15 protein-coding genes and 1 riboswitch are annotated in these 17,250 nt (G+C 69.5%); of the genes, 9 read left to right on the top strand and 6 right to left on the bottom strand.

Annotated features, from left to right (window positions below):
- Positions 1 to 29 precede the first annotated feature (29 nt).
- Positions 30 to 2,417 (top strand): arylsulfatase, encoded by a 2,388-nt coding sequence (locus tag WFM69_RS03225; RefSeq protein ID WP_337001576.1) that lies wholly within the window; start codon positions 30 to 32, stop codon positions 2,415 to 2,417.
- Positions 2,418 to 2,555: 138 nt separating this feature from the next.
- Here the strand turns inward: WFM69_RS03225 and WFM69_RS03230 are convergent, their stop codons facing one another.
- Complete coding sequence (locus tag WFM69_RS03230; RefSeq protein ID WP_337001578.1) at positions 2,556 to 4,214, bottom strand: D-alanyl-D-alanine carboxypeptidase family protein; 1,659 nt, start codon at positions 4,212 to 4,214, stop codon at positions 2,556 to 2,558.
- 80 nt (positions 4,215 to 4,294) lie between these two features.
- Positions 4,295 to 4,406: riboswitch (TPP riboswitch) on the top strand.
- Here WFM69_RS03230 and WFM69_RS03235 point away from each other — a divergent pair.
- The 5 genes from WFM69_RS03235 to WFM69_RS03255 all read left to right on the top strand — a co-directional run bounded on the left by WFM69_RS03235 (position 4,397) and on the right by WFM69_RS03255 (position 10,277).
- Positions 4,397 to 5,041, top strand: a complete 645-nt coding sequence (locus WFM69_RS03235) for an ECF transporter S component (RefSeq protein ID WP_337001581.1) — start codon at positions 4,397 to 4,399, stop codon at positions 5,039 to 5,041. It overlaps the preceding riboswitch by 10 nt.
- Complete coding sequence (locus WFM69_RS03240; protein ID WP_337001583.1) at positions 5,041 to 6,498, top strand: ABC transporter ATP-binding protein; 1,458 nt, start codon at positions 5,041 to 5,043, stop codon at positions 6,496 to 6,498. Before WFM69_RS03235 ends, WFM69_RS03240 begins: the two co-directional genes overlap by 1 nt.
- The gene (locus WFM69_RS03245) at positions 6,495 to 7,286 is read left to right on the top strand and encodes an energy-coupling factor transporter transmembrane component T family protein (RefSeq protein WP_337001585.1); all 792 of its coding nucleotides are present in this window, start codon (positions 6,495 to 6,497) and stop codon (positions 7,284 to 7,286) included. Before WFM69_RS03240 ends, WFM69_RS03245 begins: the two co-directional genes overlap by 4 nt.
- Before the next feature lie 105 nt (positions 7,287 to 7,391).
- On the top strand, positions 7,392 to 8,762 hold the full coding sequence (locus WFM69_RS03250) for a glutamate decarboxylase (RefSeq protein ID WP_337001587.1): 1,371 nt from the start codon (positions 7,392 to 7,394) through the stop codon (positions 8,760 to 8,762).
- Positions 8,763 to 8,771: 9 nt separating this feature from the next.
- Positions 8,772 to 10,277 (top strand): amino acid permease, encoded by a 1,506-nt coding sequence (locus WFM69_RS03255; RefSeq protein WP_337001589.1) that lies wholly within the window; start codon positions 8,772 to 8,774, stop codon positions 10,275 to 10,277.
- A 15-nt stretch (positions 10,278 to 10,292) separates the two neighbouring features.
- Here WFM69_RS03255 and WFM69_RS03260 read toward each other — a convergent pair whose 3' ends face one another.
- Positions 10,293 to 11,027 carry an aminoglycoside 3'-phosphotransferase gene (locus WFM69_RS03260; protein WP_337001591.1) on the bottom strand — a complete coding sequence of 245 codons (735 nt, stop codon included), beginning with the start codon at positions 11,025 to 11,027 and terminating at the stop codon, positions 10,293 to 10,295.
- Positions 11,028 to 11,138: 111 nt separating this feature from the next.
- Here WFM69_RS03260 and WFM69_RS03265 point away from each other — a divergent pair, with 111 nt between their 5' ends.
- Together WFM69_RS03265 and WFM69_RS03270 are read left to right on the top strand one after the other, a co-directional pair.
- On the top strand, positions 11,139 to 11,897 hold the full coding sequence (locus tag WFM69_RS03265) for an SDR family NAD(P)-dependent oxidoreductase (protein ID WP_337001593.1): 759 nt from the start codon (positions 11,139 to 11,141) through the stop codon (positions 11,895 to 11,897).
- A gap of 42 nt (positions 11,898 to 11,939) precedes the next feature.
- Positions 11,940 to 12,770, top strand: coding sequence for an SDR family oxidoreductase (locus tag WFM69_RS03270; RefSeq protein ID WP_337001595.1), 831 nt, complete (start codon positions 11,940 to 11,942; stop codon positions 12,768 to 12,770).
- Between the two features lie 14 nt (positions 12,771 to 12,784).
- On the opposite strand, the gene WFM69_RS03275 is transcribed toward WFM69_RS03270, so the two are convergent.
- From WFM69_RS03275 to WFM69_RS03285, 3 genes are all read right to left on the bottom strand, one after another.
- Entirely contained in the window at positions 12,785 to 13,531 is a 747-nt protein-coding gene (locus tag WFM69_RS03275) for a sulfite exporter TauE/SafE family protein (protein ID WP_337001597.1), read from the bottom strand.
- 117 nt (positions 13,532 to 13,648) lie between these two features.
- Positions 13,649 to 14,287 (bottom strand): bifunctional 4-hydroxy-2-oxoglutarate aldolase/2-dehydro-3-deoxy-phosphogluconate aldolase, encoded by a 639-nt coding sequence (locus WFM69_RS03280; protein WP_337001599.1) that lies wholly within the window; start codon positions 14,285 to 14,287, stop codon positions 13,649 to 13,651.
- Between the two features lie 76 nt (positions 14,288 to 14,363).
- Positions 14,364 to 14,921, bottom strand: a complete 558-nt coding sequence (locus WFM69_RS03285) for a ribosomal protein L7/L12 (protein ID WP_337001601.1) — start codon at positions 14,919 to 14,921, stop codon at positions 14,364 to 14,366.
- Positions 14,922 to 14,992: 71 nt separating this feature from the next.
- On the opposite strand from WFM69_RS03285, the gene rlmN reads away from it, so the two are divergent.
- Positions 14,993 to 16,282, top strand: a complete 1,290-nt coding sequence (rlmN, locus tag WFM69_RS03290; protein ID WP_337001603.1) for a 23S rRNA (adenine(2503)-C(2))-methyltransferase RlmN — start codon at positions 14,993 to 14,995, stop codon at positions 16,280 to 16,282.
- Between the two features lie 31 nt (positions 16,283 to 16,313).
- On the opposite strand, the gene WFM69_RS03295 is transcribed toward rlmN, so the two are convergent.
- Complete coding sequence (locus WFM69_RS03295; protein WP_337002096.1) at positions 16,314 to 17,222, bottom strand: LysR family transcriptional regulator; 909 nt, start codon at positions 17,220 to 17,222, stop codon at positions 16,314 to 16,316.
- Positions 17,223 to 17,250: the final 28 nt, after the last annotated feature.

Here is a 17,250-nt window from a genome sequence, read left to right on the forward strand (position 1 = left end):
ATGACGTTTTCCCAACATGGAGGTGCGAGATGGCGGAAGCTGCCGGAGCTCCCGAGCTTCAGCGAACGGTGCTGCCGATTCCCGACCAGCGCTCGATCGTGCTGACGACTTTCGACGCGAAGGATCCTGACACCGAGTTCCCCGCGATCCGTCCACTGCGACCGCCAGCGGGCGCGCCCAACGTGCTCGTGGTCCTGCTGGATGATGTCGGCTTCGGGGCGTCGAGTGCATTCGGAGGGCCGATATCGATGCCGACGGCGGAACGGCTTTCCGCAGGAGGGCTCAGATACACCCGCTTCCACACGACGGCAATGTGCTCGCCCACCAGAGCGGCGCTGCTCAGCGGCCGCAACCATCAGACGGTCGGGATGGGCGGGATCACTGAGATGGCCACCTCGGCGCCCGGAGCCAGCTCTATGCGCCCGAACACATGCGCACCGCTCGCCGAGATCCTCAAGCTCAACGGCTTCTCCACGGCGCAGTTCGGCAAGTGCCACGAGGTTCCCGTGTGGGAGACCGGGCCCACCGGGCCGTTCGATCACTGGCCGACGCCCGGCGGGGGATTCGAGTACTTCTACGGCTTCCTCGGTGCCGAGACGAATCAGTACTACCCCGCCATCTATGAGAACACGGTCCCGATCGAACCCGATCGCACGCCCGAGGAGGGCTACCACTTCATGGAGGACATGACGGACCGCGCCATCGGCTGGATCAGGGCGGAGAAGGCGATGACCCCCGACAAGCCGTTCTTCGTGTACTTCGCTCCGGGAGCGACGCACGCGCCGCACCACGTGCCGAAGGAGTGGGCCGACAAGTACACGGGTGCGTTCGACGACGGCTGGGATGCGCTGCGGGAGCGCACATTCGCCAACCAGAAGAAGCTCGGGATCGTGCCCGAGGGCACCGACCTGACGCAGCGTGACCCCGTGATGCCCGCGTGGGACGACATGCCCGATGAGCTCAAGCCGGTCCTGCGGCGGCAGATGGAGGTCTATGCGGGGTATCTGGAGTACGCGGATCACTACGTGGGCGAACTGGTGGACTCGCTCGACCAGCTCGGAATTCTCGACGACACCCTCGTCTACTACGTCATCGGCGACAACGGCGCGTCGCCCGAAGGAACGCTGCAAGGCACGTTCAGTGAGCTGATCTCCATCAACTACCGCGGCGATATCGAGACGACGGAATTCTTGGCCGCGAAGATCGACGATCTCGGTGGGCCTGACGCATACAACCACTACGCGATCGGTTGGGCGCATGCGATGTGCACGCCGCTGCAGTGGACGAAGCAGATGGCTTCGCACTGGGGCGGCACCCGCAACGCGATGATCGTGCACTGGCCATCTCACATCACCGACGGCGGGGGCATCCGGGATCAGTTCACACACGTGATCGATGTGGCTCCCACCGTTCTGGAAGCTGTGGGAGTGCCCGAGCCCTCGACCGTGAACGGCGTCACTCAGGAGCCGTTGCACGGAACCTCGATGTCATACACGTTCGCTGACGCGGATGCTGCGGAGCGGCATCAGACCCAGTACTTCGAACTGCTCGGCAACCGTGGAATCTACCACAAGGGGTGGTCGGCGATCACCGCGCACCGTTACCCCACCGCCCCGGGAATCCCTCAGATGACCCAGGGCTTCGACGACGACCGGTGGGAGCTGTACGACGGTGCAAGCGACTGGTCCCAAGCGCACGACCTCGCCGCCGAGCACCCGGAGAAGCTCGCCGAGCTGCAACGACTGTTCCTGCTGCAGGCCGACCGCTACAACGTCTTTCCGCTCGATGACCGCAAGGCTGAGCGCCTCAACGCAACGATCGCCGGACGGCCGGAACTCGTCGCGGGGACTTCGCAGACGCTGTTCCCGTCGATGCGTCGTCTCCCGGAGAACACCGTTCTCAACATCAAGAACCGTTCCTGGTCGGTCACCGCAGAGATCGTGGTGCCGGAGGGAGAAGCGGGGGTGCACGGCACGATCGTGGCGCAGGGCGGACGCTTCGGCGGGTGGGCGCTGTACGTTCATGAGCGTTCCCTCCGCTTCTGCTACAACCTGCTGGGCGTCGAGTGGTATACGGTCCGTGCGGACGCACCTTTGCCGTCAGGTACGCATCAGGTGCGCGCAGAGTTCGCCTACGACGGCGGCGGTGTCGGAAAGGGTGGGAGCGTCACCTTGTTCGTCGATGGGGATACGGTCGGCAGCGGGCGGGTCGACTCGACGCATCCGTTCATCTTCTCCGGGGATGAGACCACCGACGTCGGAGCCGAGATGGCGACGACGGTCTCCGGCGACTACGACGCGCGGGGGAGTCGCTTCTCGGGCCGGATCGCCTGGGTGCGGCTCGACCTCGGCGACGACGATCACAGTCATCTGATCGACCCCGACGACGTCTACCACGTCGCGATGCGTCGACAGTGAGGGGCGTCGCTCCGTCCCCTGCCGCCGAGCCACCCCCTTTTGTGCGAACCACCCCTCTACGAGCGGGCGGAAGGGGCCGGTTCGCGCGGAAAGGGGTGGTTCGGCAGAGAAGAGGAAAAGGGAGGAGAGGAGGGGGAGCTAGTCGGCGGTGAGGCCGAGGAGCTCGAGCGGGTGGGTCAGACGCCACCACGGACTCGGGTCCTCGACGTCGCGGGCGAGCACCAGCGACGTCTTCGTGGAGTTGAGCGGACCTGTCGTGGTCATGCTGCCCACGGTGCCCCCGCTGTCGCGTACCTCACCGAGGGCGAAGTCCGTCTCCGCTGTCGCGAGTGCGCCGTTCCACAGCACCACGTCGGCGTCCTCCCCGGCGACGACGTCGACCTTCTCGCCCCACAGCGTCGTCACCTCGCCCACGACCGTGCCCTTCGCGACCGCGGGGCCCTGGCTCTGCAGGGCGGCCTCGGTCTCGGCGAACAGCCCGCGCGTGACCGCGAGACGCTGGTCGTTGTCGTCCTGGTTCAGCGCCGTCGCGAACAGATGCACCGTCGTGTCGCCCACCGTGATGTCCTTCGCGGCGAGCAGGTTCCAGCCGACGAGCGTGCCGGTCTTGATGCCGATGACACCCGGGTCGCCGAGCAGGCCGTTCGTGTTCACGACAGTGCCCGCGCCGGGGAGATCGACCGAGACGGTGCCGACAATCTCCGCGAACACCGGATTCTGCATCGCGCGCTCGCCGAGCGCGACCAGGGCCTCGGGGGTGGCGGTGTTGCGCTCATCGAATCCCGACGGCGTCACCACGGTGATCCCGGTCAGCCCGCGATCGCGCAGCCAGACCTCGGCCGCCTTCGCGAACGCGGCGTCGGAACCCCAGATCTCGGATGCCAGTCGATCGATGTAGTTGTTCGCCGAGCCCATGAGCGTGCCCTGCAGCAGCTGATACTCGGTGAGCGACCCGCCGACGGGCACATCGAGTGCGGACTGATCGCTCTTGCGGTACTGCCAGTACTCGGTGCTGTCGCTGCGCGTGAACGAGAACGACGGTCCCTGCTCGCCGAGGGCGAGCGGCATCCGGTCGAGCACCATCAGACTGCTCACGACCTTGGTGATGCTCGCGATGCTCACCGGATCGGGGATGGATGCCGCGGTGCTGATGCCTGCGATCCCCACGGCCGCACTGCCCTGGGCCGGCCAGGCGACCGTGGCGGCGGGGGCGGGAGTGGTCGCGAACTCGACCGATTGGACCTGCGGTGCCACCTCGTGCAGCGGCCAGAGCAAGGTGGTGCCCGCGTACCCGCCGAGGAGGGCGACGAGAGTGCACAGCGGAACGAGGATCCCCGGACGGGCGATCGCGGGGCGCAACCGTGCCCCGCGCATGAGCCCCGTGGCGAGCTCGTCGTCGGCGACCTTGTCGAACGTGGCCACGGGAGGGTGCGCCGCGACCTCCGCGGGATCGACCCAGGTGAGGGCGGTGGCGGTCGTGGTCTCGTCCGCCCACTTCGGCGCCGAGGCGTCGAGCAGTGCGGCCGCGTCATCGGGGACGTCGTCGACCACCGGGCGCGCCCGCGGCGAGAACGGCGGCTTGGTCAGCGGAGGCGTCGGCGCCGTGGCCGCATCCGGAGCGATCGGGGCGGTCGGCGCGTCCGGGACGATGACGCCCGTGGCTGCACCCGACGACGCGGCTACGGACGCGTGCGAGGCGAACGGCGTGCCGTCGACAGGTCCGGAGGGGGCGGTGGTCGCCGGGCTGCCGTCGCGGACGACGCCCGTCGCCTCGTCGGCGGGATCTGAAGCGGTCACCCGTTTAAAGTACCCAATCTCCGGCGCGATCCGCGGCGCACGGTCCGTCGCCGCGTCGGTGTCGTGAGCGGTAGGATCGTCACCACAACCACGGGAGTCCGGCGAGCCGGGCTGAGAGGGAGCGAATCGCGCTTCGACCGTCGAACCTGATCTGGGTCATGCCAGCGCAGGGAGGAGTTCAGATGAGTACGTCCACATCCACGTCCGCATCCGCGAAGACGCAGGGATCCGCACCCGCCAGGAGCTTCCTGCGCTGGCGCATCGTCGACATCGTCGTCGCCAGCGTGATCGGCGTCGCCGCCGGGCTGATCTTCCTGGCCTGGAACGTCGGCTACCTCGGGCCGAAGGCCCTGCTGGAGCCGCTGCTGCCCGGCGTCCAGGGCCTCCTCGACGGCCCCTGGCTGTTCGCGGGCGTGCTGGGCGGGCTCATCATCCGCAAGGCGGGGGCCGCGATCTACGTCGAGCTCCTCGCGGCGGTCGTCTCCGCCCTCATCGGCAACCAGTGGGGCGGATTCCTCACCCTCGAAGCCGGTCTCGTGCAGGGTCTGGGCGCCGAGCTGATCTTCCTGCTGTTCTTCTACCGTCGGTGGTCGCTGCCGGTCGCGATCCTCGCAGGAGCGGGCGCCGCGCTCGCCGGCGGGATCAACAACCTCGTGCTCTGGTACGCCGGATCCGGTCCGGCCTTCACGATCATCTACCTGATCAGCACGGTCATCTCGGGTGCCGTGATCGCGGGCGCGCTGTCGTGGGTGCTGGCACGCGGGATCGCCGCGACCGGAGCGCTGGACCGGTTCGGCTCCGGGCGCGAGGCGCGCGTCCGCGTCTGATGCGGGCGGATCAGACCGCCCCCGTCGCGGTCGAGGCGCGGGGCTGGGGATGGCGTCATGCGAGTCGCATCGCCTGGGCCCTGCACGACATCTCGTTCCGCATCGAACCCGGGGAACGCGTGCTGGTGCTCGGTGCGTCCGGGGCCGGGAAGTCGACGCTGTTGCACGGGCTCGCGGGCGTGCTCGGCGGCGAGGAGGAGGGCGAGAGCACCGGCGACCTGCTGGTCGACGACGCTCCCGCCACGGCGACCCGCGGCCGTGCGGGGCTGGTGCTGCAGGATCCCGATTCGCAGGTCATCCTCGCGCGAGCGGGGGACGACGTCGCGTTCGGGTGCGAGAACCTCGGGGTGCCGCGGGCGGAGATCTGGCCGCGTGTGGCGGAGGCGTTGGACGCGGTGGGCCTCGACGTGCCCATCGACCACCCGACCAAGGCCCTGTCCGGTGGACAGAAGCAGCGGCTCGCCCTGGCCGGCATGCTGGCGATGCGGCCCGGCCTGGTGCTGCTCGATGAACCGACCGCGAACCTCGATCCGGACGGGGTGATCGAGGTGCGGGATGCGGTGGAGCGGATGCTGCAGGCGCAGCCGGCGACGCTCGTCGTGGTGGAGCACCGGCTCGACGCGTGGCTGCCGCTGATCACGCGCGTGATCGTGATCGGTGCGGGCGGTGTCGTCGCCGACGGCGCCCCGCGCGAGGTGCTGGTGCGCGAGGGCTCCCGGCTCTCGTCGGACGGCGTGTGGGTGCCGGGCTGGCCGCCGCGTGTGCCGTCGCCGCCGTCGTCGGCGCCCGGTGAGACGCTGCTCTCCGCCCGGGGGCTGGCGGTCGCGCGGGTGAAGGGCCGTCCCGTCGCCACCGGGATCGACCTCGACGTGCGTGCGGGCGAGGCGCTGGCGATCACGGGCCCGAACGGCGCCGGGAAGTCGACCCTCGGCCTCACACTCGCCGGCCTCCTGCCCCCCGCCGCCGGGGCTGTCACCGCATCCGCAGCGCTGGCCGACGGCGCCGATCCGGCGCCGATCCGCTGGGCATCCCGCGAGCTGTTGACCCGCATCGGGATGGTGTTCCAGGAGCCGGAGCATCAACTGCTCGCCAAGACCGTCCGCGACGAGCTCGCGGTCGGCCCACGCGCGCTCGGCCTGCCGGAGGACGAGATCGCGGCGCGCAGCGAGGAACTGCTCGCGCGCCTGGGACTCACGGCGCTCGCGGCCGCGAACCCGTACACCCTGTCCGGTGGGGAGAAGCGCCGGCTCACGGTCGCGGCGGCGATCGCGACACGGCCGCGCGTGCTGGTGCTCGACGAGCCCACGTTCGGTCAGGACTCCCGCACGTGGTCGGAACTCGTCGCGATGCTCGCCGCGCTCCGCGATGAGGGATCGGCGATCGTGACGATCACCCACGACCTCGAGGTCGCCCGCGCCCTGCACGCCTCCCGGTTCGAGCTCGGCGGTGCGGCATGACGGCCGTCGACACGCGTGCTCGCACCGGTGCGATCGCGGGAGTGAATCCGGTCGCGAAGCTCGGCGTGAGCGCACTGATCGCGGTGCCCCTGATCCTGACCCTCGACCCGGTGTCGGCATCCGTCGCGCTCGCCCTCGAGTTCGTGCTGTTCCTGTTCGCGGGGATCGGCTGGCGCGAGTTCTGGGTGCGCACGTGGCCGGTGTGGCTCGCCGCACCGCTGACCGGTCTGACGATCGCGCTGTACGGCGAGACGAGCGGCGTCGTGTACGTGGACTGGTTCGTGCTGCGCATCAGCGAAGGGTCGCTCGCTCTGGCGCTGGCGACCATGCTGCGGGTGCTGGCGATCGCGCTGCCGTCGGTGGTGCTGTTCATCACGGTCGATCCGACCGACCTCGCCGACGGGCTCGGCCAGATCCTCCGACTGCCCGCCCGGTTCGTGCTCGGCGCGCTCGCCGGGTTGCGCATGGTGGGCCTCTTCCTCGACGACTGGCGGGCTCTGGAGCTCGCACGCCGAGCCCGAGGTGTGGCCGACCGCGGCCGCATCCGCCGATTCCTCGGCATGGCGTTCGCCTTGCTCGTGCTGTCGATCCGTCGCGGCGCCAAGCTCGCCACTGCCATGGAGGCTCGCGGATTCGGCGCGCCAGGTCCGCGCACCTGGGCCCGGGAATCGCGGTTCGGCGCCGCGGAGTGGACGCTGCTCGGCATCGGCGCCGCGATCTCGGCCATCGCGATCGCCGCGGCCGTGGCCACCGGAGCCTGGAACTTCATCCTCGGGCCGGCCTCCTAGCATCCGCCATCCGGGCGGGGTGAGAACCCGTTGAAACCGCTCGACGGCATCACTACGGTGGGCGGCACACGCGTCGCGACATCCATCAGAGGAGAGGTTTCGATCATGAGCACACCCGATTCCGACTACGAGCCGATGTTCACCAGGCCGGGTGAGGCGACGGTCGCCGCGCGACATGTCATCCCGTCGCAAGGGTCGCTTCCGGCGACCGCACGGCAGATCGTCGAGGACGAGACGATCCTCGACGGCAATGCGCGGCTGAACCTCGCGACGTTCGTGGGCACCTGGATGGATGACGAGGCCAAACAGGTCTACGCCGCCTCGTTCGACAAGAACATGATCGACAAGGACGAGTACCCGCAGACCGCCGCGATCGAGGACAACTGCTGGCACATGCTGGCGAACCTGTGGAATGCGCCGGATGCCGCGAAGAGCATCGGCACGTCGACCATCGGCTCGTCGGAGGCGTGCATGCTCGGCGGGCTCGCGTTCAAGCGGCGGTGGCAGCAGGCGCGACGCGCAGCGGGAAAGGACACCTCTACGCCGAACCTCGTGATGTCGAGCGCGGTGCAGGTGTGCTGGGAGAAGTTCTGCAACTACTTCGACGTGGAACCCCGGTACGTGCCGATCAGCGCCGATCACAAGACGCTGGACGGGCACGACCTGGAGAAGTACGTCGACGAGAACACGATCGGCGTGGTCGCGATCATGGGCGTCACCTACACCGGGATGTACGAGCCGGTGGCGGAGATCGCGGCGGCTCTGGACGAGATCCAGAAGAAGACCGGCCTCGACATCCCGATCCACGTGGACGGGGCATCGGGCGCGATGATCGCACCCTTCCTGCAGCCGGACCTCGTCTGGGACTTCCGACTGGAACGGGTGCACTCGATCAACACCTCCGGCCACAAGTACGGCCTGGTCTACCCGGGTCTCGGCTGGGTCGTGTGGCGGGATGCGCAGTGGCTGCCGGAGGACCTCGTGTTCAAGGTCAGCTACCTCGGCGGCGAGATGCCCACCTTCGCACTGAACTTCTCGCGCCCGGGTGCGCAGGTGCTGCTGCAGTACTACCTGTTCCTCCGCCTGGGCGTCGAGGGCTATCGCGCCGTGCAGCAGGCCTCGCAGGATGTCGCGAAGTTCCTGTCGGCCGGGATCGCGAAGCTCGATGCGTTCGAGCTGTGGAACGACGGGAGCGACATCCCCGTCTTCGCGTGGCGACTCAAGGACGGGCACACGAAGAACTGGAACCTCTACGGCCTGCAGGATCGACTCCGGATGCGCGGCTGGCTCGTCCCGGCGTATCCGATGCCCGCCGACCTCGAGCAGATCACGGTGCAGCGCATCGTGGTGCGCAACGGGCTCAGCATGGACCTGGCCGCCGACCTCCTCGATGCGATCGCCGCCGAGGTCGCGCATCTCGACGCGCTCACCGCGCCGATGCCCGGCGACCACCCCGATTCGGCGTTCCACCACTAGGAGGCCGCGATGTCTGCATCCGACGCGGAACACGTCCCGCCGGCATCCTCGTCAGCGGCGCCGCCGGTGGCGGCTCCACCGCCGAAGCAGGTGTCGCGCCCCGCGGTCGCGATCCTCGGAGTCGGCCAGCTCGCCCTCCTCACGCTCGTCGTGGTCGCGAGCCTGCGCTCCCTCCCGGCGATGGCGACGTACGGACTCGGGAGCGTGATGCTGTACCTGATCCCGGCGATCGTCTTCCTCGTGCCGACCGCGCTCGTGGCTGCGGAGCTCGCCACGGGCTGGAAGGGCGGGATCTACGTCTGGGTGCGGGAGGCGCTCGGAAACCGCTGGGGCTTCACCGCGGTGTGGCTGCAGTGGATCCAGAACGTGGTGTGGTTCCCGACGCAGCTGGCCTTCATCGCCGGGGCTCTGGCCTTCGTGTTCGTCGATCCCTCATTGTCGAGCAGCGGCTTCTTCACAGCCGTGGTGATCATCGTCTTCTACTGGGGTTCGACGCTGGTGACGCTCCGTGGCGGCAACCTGTTCGCGAAGCTGGGCTCGTGGGGCGGCATCCTCGGCACCCTGCTGCCGGCCGTGATGCTGATCGTGTTCGGGGCGATCTGGGTGTTCGGCGGGGAGAAGAGCCAGGTCCCGTTGGAGGCCTCCGCCCTCATCCCGCCCTTCACCGGGTTGGCGTCGATCGTGCTGATCGTGTCGAACGTGCTGGCATACGCCGGTATGGAGGTGAACGCGGTCCACGTGAATCAGATGAAGGACCCGGGCAAGGGATTCCCGCGGTCGGTGTTCCTCGCCGCGTTCCTGATCCTGCTCGTGTTCATCCTGCCGACACTGGCGATCTCGGTCGCCGTCCCCTCGAAGGAGCTCGGCCTGACCAACGGCATCATGCTCGCGTTCGGGGTGTATTTCGACCACTGGGGCATCGGCTGGGCCACGGCGGTCGTCTCGGCGCTCATCGCAGCCGGGGCTCTCGCGTCGGTGGTCACCTGGGTGGCAGGTCCGTCGAAGGGCGTGCTGGCTGCGGCCGAGACCGGCTTGCTGCCCCCGCTGCTGCAGAAGCGCAACAAGGCGGGCGTGCAGTCGGGGATCCTGATGCTGCAGGGCACGATCGTCACGATCCTCGCCGCCATCTTCATCGTCGTCCCGAACGTCAGTGCGGCGTTCGTCGCGCTCATCGACATGGCGGCCGCGCTCTACCTGATCATGTACATGATGATGTTCGCCTCGGCGATCGTGCTGCGCCGCAAGGAGCCGAAGGTCGTCCGGGCATATCGTGTTCCGGCGCTGCCGCTGATCGCCGGGGTCGGGTTCGTGGCATGCCTGGCCGCCTTCCTGCTCGCCTTCATCCCGCCGGAAGGGTTCACGGCGTTCGCGCCCACCCTGTATCCGTGGATCGTGGGGGCCGTGATCGTCGTGCTCGGTGCCCCGCCGCTCCTCTTCTATGCGGCGCGTCGCCCGAGCTGGGATCGGCGCCCGGCGGATGGGAGTCTGCTCAGCGACGCGCACCCCGAGGCGTGAACGATCCCTCCGGCGTCAAGTCGCGTTCCACAGGTCGCGGTAGTACGCCAGTCGCTCGCGGTCGGGTTCGAGCCCGTAGGCCTCGATGAGGGCATCCTCCCAGCCGGGGCCGAAGTTCCACTCCGTGCTCATCGACGCGACCGCGAGGTCCGCCCAACGGTCGGCGACACCGAGCAGGGCGAGGTCGACGTGCGCGAGCCAACGTCCATCGTCGCCGACGAGGGTGTTCGGACAGCACGCGTCGCCATGGCTGACGACGAGGCGATCGATCTCGGGTGCGGTGCGGAACGACTCCGGCACGATGATGCCCCGCCGCTCCGCGTTCGCGATGCGCGACGGAACGCTCCACTCCCACGGGCACTCCGCCACGGGCAGGGCCTCGTGCATCGCGCGGAGCCCCTCGCCCACGGCACGTACGGCGGTAGCGGGTTCAGCGACCCATCGCGGGTCCACGGCGCTCAGTCCGTCGAGCGCGGCCGTGACCATCCACTCGTGTGTCTCGTCGGCACCGCTGTCGAGCACGGTCGGCACGGTGATCCACCGGACGGCCCAGCGCATCCTCTCGGCTTCGTCGCGAAGCGTGAACTCCAGGTTCCGCGGACCCCACTTGATGAAGAACGGTGCGGCGGTTCCGGTCGCGCGGAAGGTGAGCCCGCCGTAGTCGTTCCGCCACACGCACTCCAGCTCCGCGCCCGCGGCGAGCTCACGGACCCGCGCGGGAACGGCGACGTCTTCGGTGGGGATCGACATGCTCTCATCCTGCCCGACGGTGCACGCAGCGGGCGCGACGTGGAACCACGTAGGCTGAGACTGCGTGTCATCATGGCATGTCGCACGACGACGTTCGAAGGAGAACCTCAGATGCAGATCAGTGGGCAGGGTGCACTCGTCACCGGTGGGGCCTCGGGCCTCGGGCTCGCCACGGCGCGCCGCCTCGTCGCCGCCGGCGCACACGTCACGATCATCGACCTCGCCTCGTCGAAGGGCGCCGAGATCGCGGACGAGCTCGGCGGACTGTTCGTCGCCGCCGACGTCACCAACGCGGACGAGGTGCAGGCGGCCGTCGCGACCGCCCAGTCCGCCGCGCCGCTGCGGGTCGTGGTGAACTGCGCCGGCATCGCCCCTCCCGCGAAGGTGCTCGACCGCGACGGCAACCCGGCCGTGCTCGCCGACTTCGAGCGCGTGATCCGCATCAACCTCGTCGGCACGTTCAATGTCATCTCGCAGGCATCCGCCGTGATCGCGAAGAACGAGCTGCACGACGAGGAGCGCGGCGTGATCGTGAACACCGCGAGCGTGGCCGCGTTCGACGGACAGATCGGCCAGCCCGCCTACTCCGCATCGAAGGGCGGCGTGCATGCCATGACCCTGCCGGTGGCGCGCGAGCTCGCCCGCTACGGCATCCGCGTCTGCACGATCGCCCCCGGCATCATGGAGACCCCGATGCTGATGGGGCTGCCGCAGGCCGCACAGGATTCGCTGGGTCAGCAGGTGCCGTTCCCCTCGCGTCTCGGTCGCCCCGACGAGTACGCCGCCCTCGTGCAGCAGATCGTCGAGAACGGCTACCTCAACGGCGAGACCATCCGCCTCGACGGCGCCATCCGCATGGCCCCGCGTTGACCCGCTTCCCCCGCTTCCCCCGCTGAGAACCTAGGAGCCCCCATGTCTCTTGCCGGAAAGACCATCCTGATGTCGGGCGGCAGCCGCGGCATCGGCCTCGCCATCGCACTGCGCGCCGCGGCCGACGGCGCGAACATCGCGATGCTCGCGAAGACCGACACCCCGCACCCCAAGCTCGAGGGCACGATCCACACGGCCGCGGAGCAGATCCGCGCGGCCGGCGGGCAGGCGCTGCCGATCGTCGGCGACGTGCGCGACGACGACGACATCACCGAAGCGGTCATGAAGACCCAGGGCGAGTTCGGCGGCATCGACATCGTCATCAACAACGCCAGCGTGATCGACCTGTCACGCTCGCTCGACCTCGGCGCGAAGAAGTACGACCTGATGCAGGACGTGAACGTGCGGGGGACGTTCATGCTCTCGCGCGCGGCGATCCCGATCCTCAAGGATGCCGAGAACCCGCACATCCTGTCGCTCTCGCCGCCTCTCAACCCCAGCCCGAAGTGGCTCGGCGCGCACACCGGCTACACGCTCGCCAAGTTCGGCATGACGATGGCGACCCTCGGTCTCGCGGCCGAGTTCGCCCGCGACGGGATCGCCGCCAACACGCTGTGGCCGCGCACCACGATCGCGACCGCCGCCGTGCAGAACCTGCTCGGCGGAGACAAGGTCATGGCCGCCAGCCGCACGCCCGACATCTACGCGGACGCCGCATACGCCGTGCTCCTCAAGCCCGCTGCGACCTACACCGGGCAGACGCTCATCGTCGAGGACGTGCTCGAGGCCGATGGCGTGACCGACTTCTCGGGCTACGCGGCGATCCCCGGTACCCCGGACAGCGCGCTGTTCCCCGACATCTTCCTCGACTGAGGCCGGTCGCGGGTTCAGAGCAGCAGGTACACCGCGCCGATGATCGTGAGCGTGATCACGATGCGGTCGAACACGCGCTGGTTCAGCCGTCGTGCCACCGCGAGCCCGACGAGTGCGCCGACCACGACGAGCGGGGCGAGCACCGCGTCCATCAGCAGCACGGGTGCTTCGAACAGGCCGAGGCCGGCGAGGAACGGCACCTTCACGAGGTTGATGATCGCGAAGAACCAGGCCGAGGTGCCCAGGAACACCTGCACCGGGGTGCGGGTGGCGAGGAAGTACATCGACATCACCGGTCCGCCGGCATTGGCGACCATGGTCGTGAAGCCGCCGAGGGTGCCGTAGGCCCCCGCGAGCAGGACACCGGAAGCGGGCGCCGCGGCATCCTCACGGCGCTGCCGCCATCGCCGCCACAACGTCACGGCGATCATCAGCAGCAGGATCACCCCGATCGCCCGGCGGACGGTGCCGTCTCCGGCGAGGGCGAGGAACGCGAATCCCACCAGCAGCCCCGCGATCACGGCGGGTGCGAGGCGCAGCAACGTGGGCCAGTGCGCGTGCCGGCGATAGGCCAGCAGCGCGAACGCGTCGCCCACCATGAGCAGCAGCAGGCTCGCCGCCGTCGAGGTGCGCGCGGGCAGCACTGCCGCGAACAGCGCGATAGCCAGGATGCTGCCGCCGGGCAGTGCGGTCTTCGAGACGCCGATCGCCACCGCGGCCAGGCCGAGTGCGATCCATGCCCAGGGGTCGAGTGCGATCACCGGGCGGACTCGGTGATCACATCGGGCATGGTGGGCTCCGGCGGGGGCGTAGAAGGGTCATCATCCATCGCACACGCACGCCTCCGGAATGGCAGAACGATGCGCGGGCGCGGCGGGTCAGCCCCGGGCGGCGGTGAGCGCTGCGGCGAACCGTGCCGCGCGCAGCTCGATGTCGGCCCAGTCGGCGGACGCGATCGACGCACCGTTGGCCAGGTCTCCACCCGCGCCGACCGCGACCGCGCCCGCAGCGAACCACGCGGCGAGGTTGTCGGGGTTCACGCCGCCGGTGGGCATCAGGGGAGCGTCGGGGAACGGCCCGCGCAGTGCGCCGAGGTACGACGGTCCGCCGAGGGAGGCCGGGAAGATCTTCACGACGTCGACGCCGAGCTCGATCGCCCCCATCACCTCGGTCGGGGTCATCGCGCCGGTCATGACGACGCGGCCGGTGTCGAGCATCGAGCGGGTCAGGTGGGGGAGGGTGCCCGGGCTCACGAGGAACTCGGCGCCCGCGTCGGCGGCCAGCGTCGCCTGCTCCGCCGTCGTCACGGTGCCGGCGCCGATGTAGGCCGCATCGCCGTGGCGTGCGATCAGTTCGCGGATCACAGCCGGAGCATCGGGCGTGGAGAAGGTGACCTCGATGCCGGTGACCCCGCCGCGGATGATGGCCTCCGAGGCCTCCAGTGCCGACTCGGGGGAGGGTGCGCGAAGGACGGCGAGGATTCCGGTGGCGCGGGCGCGGTCGAGACGGTCGGGCATGAGGCTCCTTAGAGAGGGGGACACCCCTATTCTCCCCCGCCCGCGCCATCCCGTTGTCGGGGGCGAGCGCCGGGTCTCAATGCCGGCCGGGCACCCAGGCGTCGATCAGCAGCTTCGACTCCTTGAGCCCGAGCCCGGTCTGCTCGCGGAGCACCTTGATCGCCGTGATCCGCTGGTCGCCCGCGACGAGCGTGTCGAGCTGCGACACGACGTCTGAGGGCAGCGATGAACGCACAGAAGACACCGTCGTCGCGGGCGGGATGACGGCGGACTGCGCGGCGGTGGCGTGCGACACAGCGGCGAGGTGCGGGGCGGTCGTGCTCACCGACCAGTGGTCGATGCGGTCCTTCGCCTCCTTGAGGCCGACGCCCGTGTTGTCGCGGTACAGCTTGATGGCGTGGATCTTCTGCCCGGCGGTCACGAGCCGGTCGATCTCGGCGGCCACGGTCGGAGTCAGACGGGATGCCGCCGGCGGAGCGGAGGATGTCGGAGTCGCGCGCTGCGTCGTCGGAGCCGGGGTGTACGTCTGGGGCTCCGGGAGCTTCGGACGCATGCCGCGCAGCGCGAAGGCGAGGATCACGACGACCACGGTCACCCCGACGACGATCCCGATGATCCACAGCACGGCGTCCATGGGCTCAGTCTACGGAGGCGCCGTCCGCCGCCCCAGGGCCTTCCCATCCGCCACCGCGTACCCTGGAGGGTATGACTGAGACTCCCCGCACGCGCGAGACGCGCCCCGCGACAGCCGCCGCGTCGTCCCGTTCGGGGGCGGTCCGTGAGACACGCGCGCCGCAGGTGCGCCCGGCGACCGAGGGATGGACCCAGCAGAAGGACGCCGAGGGGCGTCCGCTCCTGCAGTTCGCGAGCCCGAAGCGGGGCAAGCCGCCCGTGCACCTGGCCGACCTCACCCCGGCCGAGCGCACGGAGAAGGTGAAGGAGCTCGGGCTCCCCGGCTTCCGCGCGAAGCAGCTGTCGACGCACTACTTCCGCCACTACACGTCCGACCCCGAGCACATGACCGACCTTCCGGCCGACACCCGCGAGCAGCTCGTCGCGGGGATGCTGCCGCCGCTGCTCACCGAGGTACGACGCCTCGAGACCGACCGTGGCGACACCATCAAGTTCCTGTGGCGGCTGCACGACGGCGCCCTGGTCGAGTCCGTGCTCATGCGCTACCCCGGCCGCATCACGCTGTGCGTGTCGAGCCAGGCCGGGTGCGGAATGAACTGTCCGTTCTGCGCGACCGGACAGGCGGGGCTCACCCGCAACATGTCGACCGCCGAGATCGTCGAGCAGATCGTGCGTGCCAACCGGCTGATCGCCGAGGGCGGGCTCGGCGGCAAGAAGGCCGACGACCACAGCATGGAGCGCGTGTCGAACATCGTCTTCATGGGAATGGGTGAGCCGCTCGCCAACTACAAGCGCGTGATGGATGCGGTGCGCATCATGGTCGCCCCGCAGCCCGAGGGGCTCGGCATGAGTGCCCGCGGCATCACGGTGTCGACCGTCGGTCTCGTGCCGGCGATCAAGAAGCTCGCCGACGAGAACATCCCGGTCACGTTCGCCCTGTCGCTGCATGCCCCCGACGACCACCTGCGCGATGAGCTCATTCCGGTGAACTCGCGGTGGAAGGTCGACGAGGCGCTCGACGCCGCGTACGACTACTACGCCAAGACCGGCCGCCGCGTGTCGATCGAGTATGCCCTCATCAAGGACATGAACGACCACGCCTGGCGCGCCGACCTGCTGGCCGAGAAGCTCAACGCCCGCGGACGCGGCTGGGTGCACGTGAACCCGATCCCGTTGAATCCGACGCCCGGGTCGATCTGGACCGCATCCGAGAAGGATGTCACGAACGAGTTCGTGCGCCGCCTGAACGACGCCGGCATCCCGACGACCCTCCGCGACACCCGCGGCAAGGAGATCGACGGGGCGTGCGGTCAGCTGGTCGCGACCACGGAAGACGAGGCCGCGTCCGCCGCGATGGCCTGAGCCGCGCTCGCGCGGGCACCGCGCGGACTGTTCAGCGCTCGCCGAGGAGTTGCGGACGCACCGCGGCGAGGCGTGCATGCAGCTCGTCGAGGAACGCGGAGACGGCCGGCTGATTCAGCGCCTCCGGCCGTGCCACCAGCCAGTACGGCAGCCGCTCCTCGACGAGCTCCGGCAGGACCCGCACGAGATCGTCGTGCTGATCCGCGAGGAACGCCGGCAGCAGGCCGAAGCCGGCCCCGCCGCGCGTCGCATCCACATGGACGTACACGTTGGTGCTGGCGACGGCATCCGTCATCCCCGGGACCGCGCGACGGGCGTCGTCGAGCGAGTCGACGTGCAGCATCGACTCGATGAAGTACACCAGTGGCCGCCCGGCGAGCTCCTCGACCGCGGTCGGTGCGCGGTGGTGACGCAGGTAGTCCCTGCTGGCGTACAGGCCCAGCGTGTAGTCGGCGAGGTGGACTGCGCGGGCTCGGCGCACCTGTGGACGGCCGACCACGACCTCGAGGTCGGCGCCCGCACGCTGCTGCGACGCCTGCCGCGTGCCGGTGATGATCTCGAGCCGCACGTCGGGATGACGCTCCTGCAGGGCCGCCATCGCGGGCGCGGCCACGAAGCCGCTGAAGCCGTCGGTCGCGGACAGGCGGATGAGCCCTGCCACGCGTGCATCATCGTGGGTGTCGAGGCCGCCGAGTGCGCGTTCGACGTCTTCCGCCGCGGTCAGCGCACGCGTGCCCAGCGGGGTCAGCTCCCATCCGCCCTCGACCCGGCTCAGCACCCGCCCGCCGAGCTGCGCTTCGAGCGCGGCGATGCGGCGGGCGATCGTCGTGTGATTGAGGCCGAGCTGCTGGCCCGCTGTCGTGTACCTGCCGCTGCGGGCGACCGCGAGCAGCACCAGCAGGTCGTCTGCGCTCAGCGGCGGTGCGGGGAAATGCGCCATCACGTCTGCAGTTTTGCATATCCGGTTG

The sequence above is a fragment of the Microbacterium sp. LB12 genome, assembly GCF_037150835.1.
Lineage (GTDB): Bacteria > Actinomycetota > Actinomycetes > Actinomycetales > Microbacteriaceae > Microbacterium.

What these genes read in the sequence shown, in the direction of transcription:
- WFM69_RS03265 (WP_337001593.1), top strand. Translation starts at nt 11,139, where the DNA reads ATGCAGATCAGTGGGCAGGGTGCACTCGTCACCGGTGGGGCCTCGGGC.
- WFM69_RS03270 (WP_337001595.1), top strand. Translation starts at nt 11,940, where the DNA reads ATGTCTCTTGCCGGAAAGACCATCCTGATGTCGGGCGGCAGCCGCGGC.
- WFM69_RS03295 (WP_337002096.1), bottom strand. Translation starts at nt 17,222, where the DNA reads ATGGCGCATTTCCCCGCACCGCCGCTGAGCGCAGACGACCTGCTGGTG.
- WFM69_RS03235 (WP_337001581.1), top strand. Translation starts at nt 4,397, where the DNA reads ATGAGTACGTCCACATCCACGTCCGCATCCGCGAAGACGCAGGGATCC.
- rlmN (WP_337001603.1), top strand. Translation starts at nt 14,993, where the DNA reads ATGACTGAGACTCCCCGCACGCGCGAGACGCGCCCCGCGACAGCCGCC.
- WFM69_RS03285 (WP_337001601.1), bottom strand. Translation starts at nt 14,921, where the DNA reads ATGGACGCCGTGCTGTGGATCATCGGGATCGTCGTCGGGGTGACCGTG.
- WFM69_RS03260 (WP_337001591.1), bottom strand. Translation starts at nt 11,027, where the DNA reads ATGTCGATCCCCACCGAAGACGTCGCCGTTCCCGCGCGGGTCCGTGAG.
- WFM69_RS03225 (WP_337001576.1), top strand. Translation starts at nt 30, where the DNA reads ATGGCGGAAGCTGCCGGAGCTCCCGAGCTTCAGCGAACGGTGCTGCCG.
- WFM69_RS03245 (WP_337001585.1), top strand. Translation starts at nt 6,495, where the DNA reads ATGACGGCCGTCGACACGCGTGCTCGCACCGGTGCGATCGCGGGAGTG.
- WFM69_RS03240 (WP_337001583.1), top strand. Translation starts at nt 5,041, where the DNA reads ATGCGGGCGGATCAGACCGCCCCCGTCGCGGTCGAGGCGCGGGGCTGG.
- WFM69_RS03280 (WP_337001599.1), bottom strand. Translation starts at nt 14,287, where the DNA reads ATGCCCGACCGTCTCGACCGCGCCCGCGCCACCGGAATCCTCGCCGTC.
- WFM69_RS03255 (WP_337001589.1), top strand. Translation starts at nt 8,772, where the DNA reads ATGTCTGCATCCGACGCGGAACACGTCCCGCCGGCATCCTCGTCAGCG.
- WFM69_RS03250 (WP_337001587.1), top strand. Translation starts at nt 7,392, where the DNA reads ATGAGCACACCCGATTCCGACTACGAGCCGATGTTCACCAGGCCGGGT.